The organism is Herbaspirillum hiltneri N3, from assembly GCF_001267925.1.
Lineage (GTDB): Bacteria > Pseudomonadota > Gammaproteobacteria > Burkholderiales > Burkholderiaceae_D > Herbaspirillum > Herbaspirillum hiltneri.
Map to the genome: position 1 here is coordinate 2,325,522 of NZ_CP011409.1, position 17,396 is coordinate 2,342,917.

Annotated in this window: 19 protein-coding genes and 1 pseudogene; 9 read left to right on the forward strand and 11 right to left on the reverse strand. The window is 61.2% G+C overall.

Features of this window, described 5'->3' with window-relative positions; translation table 11 throughout:
- Positions 1–7: 7 nt before the first annotated feature.
- The 5 genes from serB to F506_RS10595 all read left to right on the forward strand — a co-directional run bounded on the left by serB (position 8) and on the right by F506_RS10595 (position 3,283).
- The gene (gene serB, locus F506_RS10575) at positions 8–850 is read left to right on the forward strand and encodes a phosphoserine phosphatase SerB (RefSeq protein WP_053197273.1); all 843 of its coding nucleotides are present in this window, start codon (positions 8–10) and stop codon (positions 848–850) included.
- 22 nt (positions 851–872) lie between these two features.
- Positions 873–1,253, forward strand: a complete 381-nt coding sequence (locus tag F506_RS10580) for a DUF4870 family protein (protein WP_053197275.1) — start codon at positions 873–875, stop codon at positions 1,251–1,253.
- 131 nt (positions 1,254–1,384) lie between these two features.
- Positions 1,385–2,080, forward strand: a complete 696-nt coding sequence (locus F506_RS10585; protein ID WP_053197277.1) for a CoA transferase subunit A — start codon at positions 1,385–1,387, stop codon at positions 2,078–2,080.
- 12 nt (positions 2,081–2,092) lie between these two features.
- On the forward strand, positions 2,093–2,743 hold the full coding sequence (locus F506_RS10590) for a 3-oxoacid CoA-transferase subunit B (RefSeq protein ID WP_053197280.1): 651 nt from the start codon (positions 2,093–2,095) through the stop codon (positions 2,741–2,743).
- Positions 2,744–2,830: 87 nt separating this feature from the next.
- Positions 2,831–3,283 (forward strand): MaoC family dehydratase, encoded by a 453-nt coding sequence (locus F506_RS10595; RefSeq protein ID WP_053197282.1) that lies wholly within the window; start codon positions 2,831–2,833, stop codon positions 3,281–3,283.
- A gap of 12 nt (positions 3,284–3,295) precedes the next feature.
- On the opposite strand, the gene F506_RS23645 is transcribed toward F506_RS10595, so the two are convergent.
- The 9 genes and pseudogenes from F506_RS23645 to F506_RS10645 form a co-directional block, all read right to left on the reverse strand.
- Entirely contained in the window at positions 3,296–3,862 is a 567-nt protein-coding gene (locus F506_RS23645; RefSeq protein WP_053197284.1) for a cupin domain-containing protein, read from the reverse strand.
- Positions 3,859–4,595 (reverse strand): annotated as a pseudogene (locus F506_RS10605) (NAD-dependent epimerase/dehydratase family protein). Before F506_RS10605 ends, F506_RS23645 begins: the two are co-directional and overlap by 4 nt.
- A gap of 197 nt (positions 4,596–4,792) precedes the next feature.
- Positions 4,793–5,485 carry a glutathione binding-like protein gene (locus tag F506_RS10610; protein WP_053197286.1) on the reverse strand — a complete coding sequence of 231 codons (693 nt, stop codon included), beginning with the start codon at positions 5,483–5,485 and terminating at the stop codon, positions 4,793–4,795.
- A 151-nt stretch (positions 5,486–5,636) separates the two neighbouring features.
- Entirely contained in the window at positions 5,637–6,806 is a 1,170-nt protein-coding gene (locus F506_RS10615) for a GNAT family N-acetyltransferase (protein ID WP_053197288.1), read from the reverse strand.
- 83 nt (positions 6,807–6,889) lie between these two features.
- Positions 6,890–7,597 carry an enoyl-CoA hydratase-related protein gene (locus F506_RS10620; RefSeq protein ID WP_053197290.1) on the reverse strand — a complete coding sequence of 236 codons (708 nt, stop codon included), beginning with the start codon at positions 7,595–7,597 and terminating at the stop codon, positions 6,890–6,892.
- 73 nt (positions 7,598–7,670) lie between these two features.
- Positions 7,671–8,831 (reverse strand): pyridoxal phosphate-dependent aminotransferase, encoded by a 1,161-nt coding sequence (locus F506_RS10625; RefSeq protein ID WP_053197292.1) that lies wholly within the window; start codon positions 8,829–8,831, stop codon positions 7,671–7,673.
- 115 nt (positions 8,832–8,946) lie between these two features.
- Positions 8,947–9,441, reverse strand: a complete 495-nt coding sequence (locus F506_RS10630; protein WP_053197293.1) for a putative toxin-antitoxin system toxin component, PIN family — start codon at positions 9,439–9,441, stop codon at positions 8,947–8,949.
- A complete protein-coding gene (locus F506_RS10635; RefSeq protein WP_053197295.1) occupies positions 9,431–9,724 on the reverse strand; it encodes a hypothetical protein in 294 nt (97 codons plus the stop codon). Before F506_RS10635 ends, F506_RS10630 begins: the two co-directional genes overlap by 11 nt.
- Before the next feature lie 286 nt (positions 9,725–10,010).
- On the reverse strand, positions 10,011–11,735 hold the full coding sequence (locus F506_RS10645) for a methyl-accepting chemotaxis protein (RefSeq protein WP_053197305.1): 1,725 nt from the start codon (positions 11,733–11,735) through the stop codon (positions 10,011–10,013).
- A gap of 319 nt (positions 11,736–12,054) precedes the next feature.
- Here F506_RS10645 and yaaA point away from each other — a divergent pair, with 319 nt between their 5' ends.
- Positions 12,055–12,831 (forward strand): peroxide stress protein YaaA, encoded by a 777-nt coding sequence (gene yaaA / locus F506_RS10650; RefSeq protein WP_053197307.1) that lies wholly within the window; start codon positions 12,055–12,057, stop codon positions 12,829–12,831.
- A gap of 75 nt (positions 12,832–12,906) precedes the next feature.
- Here the strand turns inward: yaaA and F506_RS10655 are convergent, their stop codons facing one another.
- Positions 12,907–13,707: an outer membrane protein assembly factor BamD gene (locus F506_RS10655; protein WP_053197310.1), complete on the reverse strand. Its 801-nt coding sequence runs from the start codon at positions 13,705–13,707 to the stop codon at positions 12,907–12,909.
- Between the two features lie 63 nt (positions 13,708–13,770).
- On the opposite strand from F506_RS10655, the gene F506_RS10660 reads away from it, so the two are divergent.
- Together F506_RS10660 and pgeF are read left to right on the forward strand one after the other, a co-directional pair.
- On the forward strand, positions 13,771–14,829 hold the full coding sequence (locus F506_RS10660; protein ID WP_053197311.1) for an RluA family pseudouridine synthase: 1,059 nt from the start codon (positions 13,771–13,773) through the stop codon (positions 14,827–14,829).
- A gap of 14 nt (positions 14,830–14,843) precedes the next feature.
- Positions 14,844–15,593 carry a peptidoglycan editing factor PgeF gene (gene pgeF, locus F506_RS10665; protein WP_053197313.1) on the forward strand — a complete coding sequence of 250 codons (750 nt, stop codon included), beginning with the start codon at positions 14,844–14,846 and terminating at the stop codon, positions 15,591–15,593.
- A 14-nt stretch (positions 15,594–15,607) separates the two neighbouring features.
- On the opposite strand, the gene F506_RS10670 is transcribed toward pgeF, so the two are convergent.
- Positions 15,608–16,501, reverse strand: coding sequence for a LysR substrate-binding domain-containing protein (locus F506_RS10670; RefSeq protein WP_053197315.1), 894 nt, complete (start codon positions 16,499–16,501; stop codon positions 15,608–15,610).
- A 126-nt stretch (positions 16,502–16,627) separates the two neighbouring features.
- Here F506_RS10670 and F506_RS10675 point away from each other — a divergent pair, with 126 nt between their 5' ends.
- Entirely contained in the window at positions 16,628–17,395 is a 768-nt protein-coding gene (locus F506_RS10675; RefSeq protein WP_053197318.1) for a sulfite exporter TauE/SafE family protein, read from the forward strand.
- Position 17,396 lies beyond the last annotated feature (1 nt).

Below are 17,396 nucleotides of genomic sequence, written 5' to 3' on the forward strand. Positions count from 1 at the left end.
ACGCAACATGAATCTGATCTTGCAAGGACTTAATACCAATCGCGACGACGTCGATGCCATCATCGCGCTGGCGCAGCCGCAGCGCGTGGTGGATATCAACGCGCATGCCTGGCGTTGCGAGGGCGTTATCCCCAGCGCGGCACTCAAGACGCAAATCGACGCCGTCTGCCTGGCGCGGCAAGTTGACTACGCTTTCATCGAAGCAGGCCGCACGCTCAAGGATTTCAAGCTGGTGGCGATGGACATGGATTCGACGCTGATCACGATTGAATGCATCGACGAGATCGCCGACATGCAGGGACTGAAGCCTCAAGTGTCGGAAATCACGGAAGCCGCCATGCGCGGCGAGATCGAATTCAACGAAAGCCTGACGCGCCGCGTCGCCTTGCTCAAAGGGCTTGATGCCGGTGCTTTGCAGCGCGTCTACGATGAGCGCCTGGAATTGTCCCTGGGCGCAGAAAAGATGCTGCAGGCGATTCAGGCTGTGGGCATTAAGACGCTGCTGGTGTCGGGTGGCTTTACCTTCTTTACCGATCGCATGAAGACCCGCCTCGGTCTTGACTACACACATTCCAATGAACTGGAGATCGTCGACGGCAAGCTGACCGGGAAAGTGCTTGGCGGCATCGTCAACGCCGAGGAAAAGCGACTGACCGTAGAACGCGTCTGCGCCGAACTGGGAGTGCCGACGTCGCAAGCCATCGTCATGGGCGACGGTGCCAACGATCTGAAGATGATGGGCGTGAGCGGCCTCTCGGTGGCGTTCCGCGCAAAACCCGTTGTGCGCGCGCAGGCGAGCGTGGCATTGAACTTTGTCGGGCTCGACGGCATCTTGAATATAGTGGCTTAATCGTCAGCAACAGGAGAAAAGCATGGATACGACAACTCAGGGAAATCAGGAACTGGTGTTCGATGCCAGGCTGCAATCGGCCAAGGACCTGGCGTGGTGGCTGTACATCTTCCACGGGCTTAGCCTGGTGCTGTCGCTGGGCATGCTGTCGTGGCTGCCGCTGATCGTGAACTACATCAAGCGCGGCGACGCTGCCGACACCTTCGTCTACAGCCACCATCGTTGGCAGATTCGTTCGTTCTGGTGGTATCTGTTCTGGATGTTTGCCGGCGGTGTGATCTGGATGACCTTGGTTGGTATTCCGCTGGCGGTGCTGATCTGGTCGCTGGCGTGGATCTGGAAAGCTTTCCGCATCATCAAGGGTTGGCTTGATCTCAACGACAATAAAGCCATGCCTGTTTAAAAGTTCTGCCCGGCGGCGGCGTCAAGCTGCTGTCATGGGGATGGATTAGAATGAGCCGGCAAGTTTTGGCGGCATCGGCAACAGAAAGCAACAGAAGGCAACTGAAGACAACAGAAAAGAGAGGCGACAGCATGAATAAAGTCTATCCCGACGCGTCCAGCGCGTTATCCGGCATCGTCAAGGACGGCCAGACGATCGCCGTCGGTGGCTTCGGCCTGTGCGGCATTCCTGAGGCACTGATTGCCGCGCTGCGCGACTCCGGCGTACAGAACCTCACGGCGATTTCCAACAACGCCGGCGTCGACGGTTTCGGCCTGGGCCAGCTGCTCAACACCCGCCAGATCAAGAAAATGATCGCCTCCTACGTTGGTGAAAACAAGGAATTCGAACGCCAATACCTGGCCGGCGAACTGGAGCTCGAATTCACCCCGCAAGGTACGCTGGCCGAGAAGCTGCGCGCCGGCGGCGCCGGCATCCCGGCGTTCTTCACCAAGACCGGCGTGGGCACGCTGGTGGCCGAAGGCAAGGAAATCCGCGAGTTCGACGGCGCCCGGTACGTCATGGAACGCTCGCTGGTAGCCGACATCTCGCTGGTCAAGGCGCAGAAGGCCGACCGTGCCGGCAACCTGATTTTCAACAAGACCGCGCGCAACTTCAACCCCAACGTCGCCATGGCCGGCAAGATCACCATCGTCGAAGTCGAGGAACTGGTGGACATCGGCGAGCTCGACCCGGACCAGATCCATACCGCCGGCATCTTCGTGCACCGCATCGTGGTCAACGCCACGCCGGAAAAGCGGATCGAACAACGCACCGTGTCGAAATAAGGAGAAATAATCATGGCATGGACCAGAGACGAAATGGCTGCGCGCGCAGCCAAGGAATTGCAGGACGGTTTTTACGTCAACCTCGGCATCGGCTTGCCGACGCTGGTTGCCAATCACGTCCCCAAGGACATTGAAGTCTGGCTGCAATCGGAAAACGGCCTGCTCGGCATCGGCCCGTTCCCGGCCGAAGACAAGGTCGACGCCGACCTGATCAACGCCGGCAAGCAAACGGTGACGACCATCCCCGGCTCGTCCTTCTTCTCGTCGGCGGACTCCTTCGGCATGATCCGCGGCGGCAAGATCAACATCGCGATTCTGGGTGCGATGCAGGTCTCGCAGCAGGGCGATCTGGCCAACTGGATGATTCCGGGCAAGATGGTCAAGGGCATGGGCGGCGCGATGGACCTGGTTGCCGGCGTCGGCCGCGTGGTGGTGCTGATGGAACATGTCGCCAAGGGCAAGGACGGCAGCATCTCGCAAAAGATCCTGAAGCAATGCAACCTGCCGCTGACGGGCGTGGGCGTGGTCAATCGCATCATCACCGATCTGGGCGTGATCGATGTGACGCCGAGCGGCCTGAAGCTGATCGAGCTGGCCAGCGGCGTGACCAAGGAAGACGTGATCGCCGCTACCGAAGCGGTGCTGGACGTCAGCGCGGTATAAGGAAAAATGCAGCAGACACGGCGCCGGCTGAGCGATCATCCGGCGCTTTTTTACGATCCTTCCGAACGGAAATCATCAAGGACAGGTATGCGCGAAATAGCAAGCATTGAAGCACTGCACGAATTGGCCGGCCAGGAAGTGGCGGTCAGCGACTGGATCGAAGTCACGCAGGAGCAGGTCAACCTGTTCGCCGACGCCACCGGCGATCATCAGTGGATCCACGTCGACGTCGAGCGCAGCAAGCGCGAATTGCCGTTCGGCGGCACTGTCGCGCATGGGTTCCTGACGCTGGGTCTGCTGCCGAAAATCATGGGCCAGAGCATCTCCATGGGCAACGTCAAGATGCTGCTCAACTACGGCCTCAACAGGGTGCGTTTCCCGGCGCCGCTGCCGGTCGGCAGCAGGGTGCGCGGACGCATCGTGCTGCAGTCGGTGGAAGAGATTCCGGGCGGTGCGCAAGTGGTATGGGAAATCACCATGGAACGCGAGGACGCCGACAAACCGGTATGCGTCGCCGAGTTCATCGTGCGCCGCTACTGATCGCGCAACGCCTCAGTTCTGCAGCGGCGGTTCGGGAATCACCAGCGGCCCGCAGTTGCTGTCGGTCACGAAGATCGCCAGCAATTGTGCCGGTTTGACCGGATCGGGATTGCCTGCCAGTGCATGCAATTCGTACGGCGCCTCCATCCAGGTCTGGCCTTTCTGGTAGTTGACGACGGGGCCGCCTTCCATCTGCGAACGCACCGTTCCCTCCATCACGATCGCCGTTACCGATCCCGGATGCCGATGCGGCGCGGAAAAAGCCAGCGGCGGGAAATCCACCATCATCGTCGTGATCGACTTGCCAGGCGCGTTGGGTAGCGGTTCGCAGGAAATCACTTTGACGCTGGTTGCGGGAGCTGCTGCCGCCGGATTCGCCGTGCCTCCGGCACCCACCGCCAACGCTGCGCTGGTGAATGGCAGGACATCAGCGCCGGCGCCGACGCAGATATCTGCGATCCAGCGGCCGGCCGCCCTGGGTACCGGCGATTGTGTCAGCAGCAGGGTGCCGACGGCAGCGAGCAGGAAGAGACGATAGCCATGGCGGCGCGTTGGCAGAGCAGGCAGCGGCACATTCACGATTGGACACCATGCGGGGAACGGAAGGCCGGACTCCAGCCGAGCACGCGCCGGGCTTTCTGATTGCTCGCTTCGGTGTTGTCTTCCGTGATATTGAACACGCCCGTGGCATTGCTTTGCAGGGCCAGCAAGGCGGCGTGTGCGGCAGCAGCGACATGGACCGGGCTGGACCCTTGCGGCTCGGCCGACCAGGTGCCGGGACCGTACAGCTGGCCGTAGCGCAGCACGGTTCCTTGCAATCCGGACGTTTGCAACACCTGGGTTTCCAGCGCGATCACACCGCCGACGCTGACGCGGCGCAGGCCTTCAGCATCGATGTCCAGCGGGTGCTCTTCCAGATAAGGTTTGTCGCCGGGCGCATAAGCCCAGGCGATGCTTTGGGCGATCAGGCGCGTGGCGCCGGCGGGGCGGCGACCAGGTTGCGCGTGCCTTCACTGCGCACACGCGCATTGCCGGCGGCCGCTTGCGTCAGCGCCTGCGGATCAGGTACGCGAGGCAGGTCGGTCAATTGATGAATGATGACGGACGGCGCTATGCGCACCAGTTCCGACTTGAGAGTGTCGGCGTCGAACACGTCGGCCAGTACCGGAATTGCACCCAGCTCGCGCAAGGCGCTGGCGCGAGCCTGGTGGCGCGTGCCGCCGTAGACCGTGTAACCGGCATCGCGCAGCAACGGAATCAGCACGGTGCCGACGGCGCCGGTTGCACCGGCCAGAAATATCGTTTCGCTCATCATCTTTCCTTGTGGTTGATGTCACAAGTGTAGGAGCGCAAGCGGCCGGTAAAAAGAGCCAAAAACGTCTGAAAGAACTAGGCCAAGACCAGGCCAAGACCAGGTCAAGATCAGGCCTGGAAATGATGAAATCGAAGATGGAAAGGGGATTGCCGGGCAGCGCGAGTGGCCGCCCGGCGAAGGATGCGACAGATGGGTCAGCGCTTCTTGTATTGCGAATTGCCGAACAGGATATCGCGCGCCTTGTCATCGGTCAGCGCCTTGCGCTTGTCGGCCAGCACGGTGACGCCGCGTTGCACGGCAGGACGTTCGCTGATGGCGTCGAACCAGCGCTGCACGTTGGGATACTCGCTCAATTCGATGCCTTGATTCTTCCACGAGCGCGTCCAGGGGAAGCTGGCGATGTCGGCAATGGTGTAGGCGTCGCCGGCCAGATAAGCGGTCCTGGACAATTGCTTGTCGAGCACGCCGTACAGGCGCTTGGCTTCATTGGAGTAGCGATTGACGGCGTACTCGATCTTTTCCGGCGCATAGATGCGGAAATGGTGAGCCTGCCCGAGCATGGGGCCGAGGCCGCCCATCTGGAACATCACCCATTGCAGCACGTTGTATTTTTCGCGGTCGGTGGCGCCGAGCAGCTTGCCGGTTTTACCGGCCAGGTAAATCAGGATCGCGCCTGATTCGAACAGCGACATTGGTTGGCCGTCCGGACCGTCCGAATCGACAATCGCGGGGATTTTGTTGTTCGGCGAAATCTTCAGAAACTCATCGGTGAACTGGTCGCCGGCGCCGATATCAATTGCGTGCGTGCGATAGTCCAGGCCAAGTTCTTCTAGCATGATGTGGACCTTGTGGCCGTTCGGCGTGGCCCAGCTGTATACGTCAATCATGATCTTCCTTATGGGGCGAAATGGTGATGAAAAATAATCGTAAGGGGAGAGCGGATCTCCTCTGGAGTCGTCAGGAGAAGTGCCGGGCTAGTGTAGCCCAAGCCTTGCAAACGCGCAGAGGACGAGGCATTTTCCGGCTCGTCCCGGGGACCTATTTTTTGCGCGAGAAATGATGCATGAGCGGATAACTGCGCAGCCGTGTGTAGGCGTTGAACAGCAGGGCGGAACGGGTGCGGGGCGAGATCTGGATGGCGTTGTGCAGGACCTTTTCCTGCGGTTGCCAGCGCAGCTTGGAGCGGTCGCGCCCGGTGGATAAATTGACGCTGCGAAAACCTTGCGCGATGGCCCAGCGCATGGTTTCAATGACCAGCGTGGTCATGATGCTGTAGGCGCTCCAGCGCGGATCGTAGCCCGAGTAATAAAGATACAGCTGATCGTCCAGGACGAAGCCGATGCGCGTGGCGGCAACCTTGCCGCCGATGCGCAAGCGGAATATGCGCAGCCGGTCTTCGCGCGCCAGCATCATGGCGTGTTCCGAAAAGAACACGCGGCTCTTGCGGGAGCGAAAGGTGTCGGCATGCGGTACGCCCTCGTCACGGCCTGCGCGCAAGGCGTGCAGGCGATAAAAGTCGGACAGCGCTGCGGCGACATCGACAGGGCGCCCGACCACTTCGAAGGTGTGCTGCAAGCCGTCACGGCGCAGGGAATTGAAACATTTGCGGATCGCTTCCTTCATGTTGCGCGACAAGCTGCCTTTGAGCGTATCCCAATCGGACGGCAAAGGCCGGTAGCACATCACGCGCGCCGTCGGCTGCGCAATGCCGGGGGAAGACAGTTGCCGGGCTTGATCCGGCGACAGTCCTTGCCACTCGATCCAGTCCCACAAATGCCGGTGCGCGAGCAGATAGGTTTGCAGCGCGGCGAGCGCAGCGTCGCTATGGTCGGGATGGCAGATCAGGCCGCGTACCTCGGTAATGTTGGGATCGGCGCCGAAGAATTGCAGCACCTTGACGCCGAAGGCGCCGAGGCCGGGACGTACGCTGATCATCATCGGCGCCACCGCCACGAGCTTGCCGCAGGCGTCGCGCAGCACGAAAGTATGCAGGCGGTCATGGATCAGCAGGCGGCGGGCGCGGAGATGGCGCCACCAATGGAGATTCCAGTCGGGTCCGGCAAACGGATGCTGCAGCGGCAGGGCGGCACACAAGGCCTCCCATTCGGGCGTCAGCGCCATCAGCTCGGCGTCGCTGTGAATGGTCGCGAGCGTCAGCGCCGCCGTAGCGCCGTCATTGCCGCGAGTGTCCGTTTGATTGCCTTGCATGTTCTCCTGATGTGATGAAGACAATGCAGCCATGGCGAAAAAGCGAGACGCGTTGCCGGCAGCGGCGCGTTGCCGCCGCCGGATCAGATTGCGCCGGGACGCCTGGTCAGCAGTGCGTGTCTTTCCAGCGAAAAATATTCCGTCAATGTACTGGCGGACGCGCTGGCGAGCAATGTTTTGAACTGTTCAAAGGCGGCAGGCGGAGTCGCCGCCAATTGCTCGCCCCACGCCAATGCCTTGTCCAGCGCGGTGCCGTCCGGCGTCAGGCGGTTGACGATGCCGGCGCCATGCAGCCGCGCTGCCGGCAACGGAGCGGCGTCCAGCAGGATTTCGGCGACCCATTGCGGAGGCAGCGATTTGGGCAGGAACCAGCCGGCGCCGCCGACGGCCCAGGTACCGACCTGTGAAGGGGAAATACCGAACGCGGCATTCTGTCCCGCCACGATCAGGTCGCAACCCAGCGCCAGCGAAAAGCCGGCATCAAGCGCGATGCCTTCGATGGCGGCGATCACCGGCTTGGGAAAGCTGCGCAGCGTCTCGATCAGATTTTGCAGAGTTTCCAGTGCGGCGATCTGCGTCGAGAGATCCTTGCCTGCTTCAATGCCACCACAAAAATCACGTTCGGCGCCGGTCAGCACCAGTGCACGCACGGAATCGTCGCGCTCCGCCTTTGACAACGTCTCGATCGCCGCCGCCAGGACATTGCTGTCGACGGCATTGCGCCGGCCGGGATTGGCGAAGGTGAGGATCAGAGTGGCGTCGTTGCGGCTTGCTTTGAGTTCGGCTGTCATGGATGGATGTTGTTGTGGTTGACGCGCACCACCACCAGATGATGGTTTCTCGCTACGGATCGTGAACAGGTTCTTACAGACTGGCCAGGCGATCCAGCGCCAGGCGCAGCGTTTCGTCCTTCTTGGCGAAGCAGAAGCGCACGATCCCCGACTCCTTGGGCGTGTTGTAAAACGCCGAGACGGGGATCGCGGCGACGCCGATTTCCGTCGTCAGCCATTTGGAGAATTCCGCTTCGGACAAATCCGAGATCGCACCGTATTCAACGCACTGGAAGTAGGTGCCGTCGGACGGCAGCAATTTGAAGCGGGTGTTCTTCAGGCCGTCGCGGAACAGATCACGCTTGCGCTGGTAGAAGGCGGGCAGTTCGACGTAGGGCGCCGGATTCTTCATGTACTCGGCGATGCCGTATTGCACCGGCGTGTTGACGGTGAAGACGTTGAACTGATGCACCTTGCGGAATTCTGCGGTGAGCGCGGCAGGCGCAGCGACGAAGCCGATTTTCCAGCCGGTGACGTGGTAGGTCTTGCCGAAGCTGGAGTTGATGAAGGTGCGCGGCGCCAGTTCTGGATGGCGGCACAGCGATTCATGTGCCTGGCCGTCGTAGACCATGTGTTCGTAGACTTCGTCGGACAGGATCAGGATGTCGGTGCCGCGCACGATGTCGGCCAGCGCATTGACGTCGGCTTTCTTGAGGATGGAGCCGGTCGGGTTGTGCGGCGTGTTGACCATGATCAGGCGCGTCTTGCTCGTGACGGCGGCGCTGACTTTGTCCCACGGCACGCTGTAGCCGTCACTGCTGACGGTCATCTGGACGAATACCGGAATGCCGCCGGCCAGTTCGATGGCGGGTACATAGCAGTCGTAGGCCGGTTCGATCACGATCACTTCGTCGCCGGCATGCACTGCGCACAGGATCGAGGTCAGGATGCCTTGCGTGGCGCCGGCGGTGACGGTGATTTCGCTGAGCGCGTCGTAGGCGTGGCCGTGCAGCGTCCTGATCTTTTGTGCAATCGCTTCGCGCAACAGCGGCACGCCGGCCATCGGCGGGTATTGATTCAGGCCGGTTTTCATGGCGTGCGTTACTGCGTCGACCAAGGCCGGATCGCAATCGAAATCGGGAAATCCCTGGCCCAGATTGACCGCACCTTTTTCGCTCGCGAGCGCGGACATGACGGTGAAGATGGTGGTGCCGACCCGGGGCAGTTTGGAGACGATGTTGGCTGGCTGGCTCATGGAAATGAATCTGGAAGAAAGCGGAAAGAAAGCATTTTAGCCGGATTTCCGGCGTCGGCACTCGCTTGGTGCAAATCGGCGGCGATGATGCACCGGCGCGGCGGTTGGCATGGCGTTATGCCATGATTTCTTCCGCCACGGAGGCGTGCCAGCCTTGCGGCGTCATGATGGCGAACATGTTCTTGCGCGCGGTCTTCCTGGCCAGCTTGAGCAGGGCCTTGTCCTTGGTGATCAGCACGCCGGCTTCCGATTGCAGCGCCAGTTCGAGGAATTTCTGGTCGTCCGGATCGGTGCAGACCGGCAGGCCGAACGTGTTGACGGCGGCCTTGGGCAGGCAGGTGATCAGGCTGTCGAATTCGGCGCGGATGGCCGGCTTGTCTTCTTCCTTGAGCGGCAGGTGCGGATAATTGAGCACGACCAGCCATTCCATGCGGCAGTCTTCGCGCGTGACGGCCTCGACGCGGCGCTCGCGCATGGCGCGCAGCAACAGCGCCCAGCGCGGATCGCGAAAGACGAACAGGTCAAGGCAGACGTTGGTGTCGAGAACGAGTCGGCGCGGCGCGGCGGCAGGCGATGCGCCGCCGGGGGAAGTGATGGTGCTAATTGTCAAAACCGCGTGCTTTCTGGGGAGCGTCCGGGAGCGTGGTATCAGCCAGGTTGTTGCCGCTTTCGACGACGTCGTAGCCCTGGTCGGTAAGGCGCCAGAACTGGTGGATGTCGACGGCGACGAGGCCGCGATCATGCAGCAGCCGCAGATGATGCTGGATCAGCTCGGGCGGGGTGTTGTCCTGGATGGTCAGATTGGTCTGGATCTTCTCGATGTCGCCGTAGCTGGTGCCGAAAGTAGACAGTGTTTTGAGGATGTCAGCCATCAGAGCTTTGTCGCGTTTCATATGTCCTCCTGGTGGTGTTGAATCGTGCAGGCGGCGCTCCCGTCCTGCTTGCCGCCGACCGCTCGCTGTTGCTTCTGCCGGGGCGTGGACGATGTCGTTATCCTGCGGTGTTCCATATCCCAGATACTAATCCATGTGGGCGGTATCTGCTCGCATGGAAAGGAAGCGCTGCCCATTTTTTTGCCGGGTTGTTGTGTGGCTTGCAAGCAGCTCTCCCGCATAAAAAAGCCGCGTCCTCATGACGCGGCTTTGCCTGCCGGCAGTTGTTCCCGCGCGACGGCAAGGTTCAGAACTGCTCCCATTCGTTGCCGTCGTCGGCGGTGGCCTGCTTGATCTGGCGGGGCGCCGGGGCGGACGATTTTTGCTGCGGCGGCAGGGCTGGTACGGCCGGCTTTGCGACCACCGGCGGAGCACGGCGTGCAGGGACAGCAACTGCGGCAGCAGGCACGGTCCTCGCCTGCGCACTATCGAGCTTGAAGACGCTGACCACTTCCGCCAGTTTCGCGGCCTGGTCCTGCAGAGACTGCGCAGCGGCGGCGGCTTCTTCGACCAGGGCGGCGTTCTGCTGGGTGACTTCGTCCATCTGCGTGATGGCCTGGTTGACCTCTTCGATGCCGGCGCTTTGCTCCTGGCTGGCGGCGGTGATTTCGCCGACGATGTCGGTGACGCGTTTGACGCTGCTGACCACTTCCGTCATGGTCGCGCCGGCTTGCGCGACGAGCTTGCTGCCGGTGTCGACTTTTTCAACCGAGTCGTCGATGAGCGCCTTGATTTCTTTGGCGGCGGAGGCCGAGCGCTGCGCCAGGCTGCGCACTTCGCTGGCGACGACCGCGAAGCCGCGGCCCTGCTCGCCGGCGCGGGCCGCTTCCACGGCGGCGTTCAGCGCCAGGATATTGGTCTGGAAAGCAATGCCGTCGATCACGCTGATGATGTCGACGATTTTCTTCGACGAATCGTTGATCGAACCCATGGTGTCGACCACTTGTTCCACGACGGTGCCGCCTTGAATCGCGACTTCCGACGCGGATACCGCCAGCTGGTTTGCCTGGCGGGCGTTGTCGGCGTTTTGCTTGACGGTGGAGGTGAGCTCTTCCATGGACGAGGCGGTTTCTTCCAGCGAGCTGGCCTGCTGCTCGGTGCGGCTGGACAAATCGAGGTTGCCGACGGCGATTTCGTTGGAGGCGGTGGCGATGGTGTCGGTGCCCTGGCGCACCTGGCTGACGATCTTGAACAAGCTGTCGTTCATGGCCTTGAGCGAGGTCATCAGTTGCCCGGTCTCGTCCTTGCTGGACGGCCGGATGTCGGCGGTCAGGTCGCCGTCGGCGACGCGCTGCGCCACGTCCACCGCAAGGCGCAGCGGGTTGGAGACGATGCGCGCGACCCACATCGCCATGAGCATGCCGAGCACGATGCAGGCCGACAGCATGGCGACGATCATGATGCGCGAAGAGGCGTAGGTGGCTTCGGCTGACTTGTCGGCGAGATCCGCGCCTTCCTGGTTGGCGGCGACGAGTTTGTCGGTGTTGGCGAACATCGCCAGGTAGATCGGCGTGGCTTCCTTCATGATGACGGCGCGCGCTTCCTCATTCTTGTTCTGGCGCGAGAGGTCGAGGATCTTTTTTTGCAGCCCCAGGAAGGCATCGAAGTTTTTTACAAGCTGGGGGTAGACGGCTTTTTCAATGTCGGTGTCGATCAGTTTTTCATAGTCGGCGAGTTTCTTCTTCATGGCCGGCACCATCTCGTCGAGCAGCTTTTCGTTGGCGACAAAATCTTCTTCGGTGGAAGAGAGCACGTGCTGCAGCTGGACGGAGCGGATGCGCACCAGGATGACCTTCAGCTCCAGCGAGGTTCTGACGCTGGGCAGCCAGTTGCCGGCGATGTCGGTCGAGGCCTGGTTGACCTTGCCGAGCTGGACGATGGCGAAGGCGCCGAGCGCGCTGGTCAGCGCCAGCACCAGGATGAAGGAAATCAGCAGTTTCCTGGAAATTCGCAAATCATAGAACCATTTCATACAGCCTCCCTGTCAGTGGATGTGACGGCTCGGGCCGAGCGTGCCGGGCCGTGGCAATGCAATGTTCACTACTTTTTGGTGCAAATTCAGGATCTGCGAGGGCTTGGATTGTTATCGTTCGGTGCCGCATACCAGGTATGACATGAACGGCCATTCTATGAAGAAGTTTAGGGCGCGGGAAAAATAGTTTTGGCTTTGGCGGATTAGCAACACCGGATTGGATGGGTAACGGCTACTTGCCTTGGCGTCAACGAAGGGGTTCCGGCAGACGGGTTTCGACGCTTTCGGTATGATGTCGAAAAAGTTAACAGGACCCTCTATGCTGATTGTTTTATCGCCCGCCAAATCCCTCGACTACGACACTCCCGCAACAACCGACATCCACACCAAGCCCGATTTCATTGCCCGCTCCGCAGAGCTGATCGACGTCCTGAAGCAGAAGTCGCCGGCGCAGATCGCGACACTGATGGGAATTTCCGACCAACTGGCGACACTCAACGCCGACCGGTTTGCTGCGTGGTCGCGCAAGTTCACCAGCAAGAACAGCAAGCAGGCCGTGCTGGCTTTCAACGGCGACGTCTATGAGGGCCTGGATGCGGCTTCACTTTCCGTCAAGCAACTGGATTACGTGCAGTCGCATGTGCGCATCCTCTCGGGCCTGTACGGCGCCTTGCGTCCCTTGGATCTGATGCAGCCTTACCGCCTGGAAATGGGGACACGGCTGCCGAATCCGCGTGGCAAGGACTTGTATGCGTTCTGGGGCGAAGACGTCACCAAGGCGCTCAATGCCGAGCTGGCGGGGCACAAGGCCAAGGTGCTGGTGAACCTGGCGTCGGAAGAGTATTTCAAAGTGGTCAAGACCAAGGTGCTTGAGGCCAAGGTGATTTCGCCCGTGTTCGAAGACTGGAAGGGCGGCAAGTACAAGATCATCTCTTTCTACGCCAAGCGCGCGCGAGGGCTGATGGCGCGCTACGCCGCGCTGAAGGGAGTGAACCAGCCGGAAAAGCTGAAGAACTTCGATCTCGACGGCTACGCCTTTGACGAATCGGTATCTAGTGACACCTCGTGGGTGTTCCGTAGGCGCGTGGCTGAATAGGCGCCCGGAGGACTGTCCACACAATGAAAAAGCCCCGCATTGCGGGGCTTTTTCATGAGTACGGTGACGCTGCGCTTACCAGATTTTCCACCAGGGCTTGTCCTTGGACTTGGGGCCGCCATGATAGTAAGGGCTGTTCGGGTAGGTGGCCTGGATGACGCGTTCGGTGTCGTCGCGCAGCTGTTTCTGGCCCATCGCCTCGTACGCGCGCATCATGATGAACAAGGCTTCTTCGACGGCCGGCGCGTCAGGATATTCCTTCACCGCAGCCTGGGCGCGGTTGACTGCCGATACATAGGCGCCACGGCGGTAGTAGTAATTGGCCACGTGGACATCGTATTGGGCCATCGAATTGACCAGGTATTTCATCCGCAGCAGGGCATCCGGCGTGTAGGTGCTGTCCGGGAAGCGCTCGGCCAGCAGCTTGAACGAATCGAAGGCATCGCGCACTGCCTTGGGATCGCGCTCGGTGTTGTCCTGGTCGGTGAAGGTGTCGAAGATGCTGGTGCGGTCATTGAAATTGATCAGGCCGCGCAGGTAATACATGTAGTCGACGTTGGGATGATTCGGGTGCAGCTTGATGAAGCGGTCTACCGCAGCCAAGCCTTGCGGCTGGTCGTTCAGGCGGTAGTACGCGTAGGCGATATCCATCTGCGCCTGTTGCGCGTAGGTGCCGAATGGATAGCGCGATTCAAGCTTTTCGAAATACTTGATGGACTTCTCATAACCGCCGGCAGTCAGCTCATCCTTGGCTTCCGAGTATAATTTGGACGCAGACCAGCCTATCGTCTCGTCTTTTTGTTCCGGCAACAAGCCGCATGCTGACAATGAAAGGATGAATGCGACGGTAAGCAACTTCAATAAGATTTTTTGCATGACGTATGAGCAGTTTGAGCGGGTGCAAAGAAACAAGAAATTTCAATCCACTGATTATAGCTGATGTCACGTACCACTCCCCCTAAGGTTGTTAAAGCATTTGCAACCGAACCCGTTGAAATACCCGAGGGAGATGATTCGCTCGATGAAGTCGTCGAGGAATTTACCGATGGTGCAGAACCCATAACTCTGAAACTGACCGACGACGCCTGTGGCGTCCGGCTCGACAAAGTCTTGTCGGGACTGGTGCCGCAATACTCGCGCAGCCGCATCCAGCAATGGATAGAAGGCGGCCACGTGACCGTCGACGGCAACCCCGCCCGCACCAAAATGACGGTGCTGGGCGACGAACTCGTCGTCATCACGCCGCAGGCCGCGCCGGAAGACAACGCCTTCCAGCCGGAGCCGATGGACTTGCGCATCATCCATGAAGACAAGGCCATCATGGTGATCGACAAGCCGGCGGGACTGGTGGTCCACCCGGCCGCCGGCAACTGGTCGGGTACGCTTCTCAACGGTCTGTTACATCATTGTCCGGCCCTGGCCGGTGTACCGCGCGCAGGCATTGTCCATCGCCTGGACAAGGACACCAGCGGCCTCATGGTCGTAGCCAAGACGCTGGCGGCGCAGACCGACCTGGTGCGCCAGTTGCAGGCGCGCACGGTCAAACGCCAATATCTGGCGCTGGTCTGGGGCATGCCGCAGCTGTCCGGCACGGTTGATGCGCCGATGGCGCGCCATCCGCGCGACCGCATCAAGATGGCGGTATCCGAAAGCATAACGGCCAAGCCGGCCGTCACGCACTATCGTCGCGCCGCCGTCGGAGCGCTCGACGGGCGCGCCGTGAGCCTGATGCGTTGCCAGCTGGAAACGGGGCGTACCCATCAGATCCGCGTCCATATGCAGTCGCTCGGTTTTGCGCTGGTCGGCGATGCCTTGTACGGCAAGTCGCATCTGATGACCTTCTTCCCGCGCCAGGCGTTGCAGGCCTGGAAACTCGGCCTGATTCATCCGACCACCGGCAAGCAAGTCGAATGGGAGGTGGGCTTGCCCGCGGATTTCACCGAGTTGCTGGAACGCGCCGGCATCGACGTGAAAGTGCTGACCGCACTCGAAGACTGAAGGACTGCGCCTGCATGGAACTGCTGATTCCCGACTGGACCGATATCCCCGCCAACGTCGGCGCGTTGTCGACATTGCGCAGCGGCGGCGTCAGCCGCGGCGCGTATGACGACGGGCATGGCGGCGGCGGCCTGAATCTGGGCGTGCACGTACAGGACGATCTCACGCACGTGCAGCGCAATCGCGCTTTGCTGCGCAGTATTTTGCCGGCCGAACCTGCCTGGCTGACGCAGGTGCATGGCGTCAATGTCGCCGATGCTGCGCAGGTGCGGGGCGCGCCCGATGCCGACGCCTGCATCGCCACCGAAGCCGGTGCCGTCTGCGTCATGATGACAGCGGATTGCCTGCCGGTATTGTTATGCGACGCTTCCGGCAGCGTCGTCGGCGCGGCGCATGCGGGTTGGCGCGGACTGGCCGGCGGCGTGCTGGAAAAGACAGTGGCCGCTATGCGCGGTCGCGGCGCCGGCGAGATCATCGCCTGGCTGGGACCGGCGATCGGGCCGCAGCAATTTGAAGTCGGTCAGGACGTGCTGGAAGCATTCGCCGCACACGACGTCGCAAGTCGTTCCGCGTTCGCTGCCATCGCCGGACGCGAAGGCAAGTACCTGGCGGATATCTACCAGCTGGCGCGCCGGCGGCTGGCGCAAGCCGGCGTGTCGCGTGTTGCCGGCGGCGGATTGTGCACCGTGAGCGACTCACGGTTCTATTCCTATCGGCGCGACAAGCAGACCGGCCGCATGGCTTCCCTGATCTGGCTCAGGTAGGCGGCGCCGTCCTGCTATTTCAATTCGGTCAATTGCTCCAATAGCTGCCGGGTGTGTCCCGGCAATTCCTCGCGGCTTCTCACGCATATCAGCAGTTGCCGCTTCGCCCACGGGTCGCTGAGCGGGATGCAATTGATCTCCATGTTTTTCTTGCAGCGCAGGGCGGCTGTTTCGGGAATCACGGCGATGCCGACGTCGCGCTCCACCATCCGGCAGATGCCGTCGAAGCTACGCAGCCTGACGCGGTATTGCAGGCGTTTTCCGGCGCGCAGCGCGTGGCCGGCCAGGTGCTCCTGCAGTGCGCTGCCATTGCTCAGTCCAATAAAGTTCTTGTCCATGAGTTCCGCAAATTGCAGCGCCTTGCGGCGCGCCAGCGCGTGCTTGCGCGGCAGCACCGCGACCAGCCGGTCCTGACGGAAGGAGATGGTCTCCAGCGAACCGGTCGGTACCGAGTCGGCGACGATGCCGATGTCGGCGACGCCGTCGACGATGGCCTGCACGATTTCGTGGCTGAGCCGTTCTTCCAGGTCGATGTCGATATAGGGATTTTTCGCCAGGAAGGCACCCAGCGCATCGGGCAGGAATTCGCTGATGGCGGCGGTATTGCCGAGCAGGCGGATGTGGCCCTTAAGGCCGTGCGCGTACTCGCTGAGTTCGTCGCGCATCCGGTCCATTTGCTGGTGCACGGTGCGGGCATGGTGCAACAGGGCGCGTCCGGCTTCGGTCAGCTGGACTCCGCGTCGCTCGCGCAGCAGCAAGGCGACACCGAGGGCGTCCTCCATGCTGCGGATGCGCGCACTGGCAGAGGCCAGCGCGAGATGCGAACGGCCGGCGCCGGCGGTGATGCTGCCGGTTTCCGCGACATGCAGGAAGAGCCGCAGGTCGCTCAGGTCAAGACGTGTGGTCATGGTTGCAGATGGAGTTGACGGGCAGCCTTCGCTGGCGCCGAAGGCTGGCTCAGTGTATTCCAGATTTTCTCGCATGACGATAGCTGGCAGACTCGGTGCATTGTTGAACGAATCCCGGGAGCCGCCATGCCGACCAGTTTGTCTCTTAGTGCCAGCCATATCACGCTATTGTCGGCCGTCGCCGCAATCTTTCTGTTGGCGGGTTTCGTCAAGGGCGTGGTCGGGCTCGGCCTGCCCACCGTGGCGGTGGGGCTGTTAGGTTTGTTCATGCCGCCATTGCAGGCGGCTGCGTTGTTGATTGTGCCGTCGCTGGTGACCAACGTCTGGCAGTTGCTGGCCGGTGGGCGCTTCCTGTGGTTGTTGCGCCGGCTCTGGCTGATGTTGTTGGGCATCGTTGCCGGCACTTTGCTGGGCGCCAATTTTATGGCTCCAGATGCGAGTGGGCGCGCGACTGTTTTTCTGGGCGTGGCGCTGGTCGCGTATGCCGTGTTGGGACTGGCAGCGATCAGGTTTTCCGTCAGTGCCGGCCGGGAGAAAACATGGTCGCCGCTGATCGGTCTGATCACAGGATTGGTCACTGCTGCGACGGCGGTATTCGTGATTCCTGCGGTGCCGTATTTGCAGGCGCTCAACCTGGAAAAGGATGAACTCATCCAGGCGCTGGGTCTGTCGTTCACGGTGTCGACCATCGCGATGGCAATCGGACTCGCGCAAGGCGGTGCGCTGCAAATGGAAGGCGCGGCGATTTCGGTAATGGCCCTGTTGCCGGCGCTCGGTGGAATGTTCATCGGGCAGTGGATGCGCGGGAAGATTTCGGCGACGTTGTTTCGCCGCTGCTTCTTCATCGGCTTGCTGCTGCTGGGCTTGCACCTGAGTTCGCATCTGTGGCGATGAC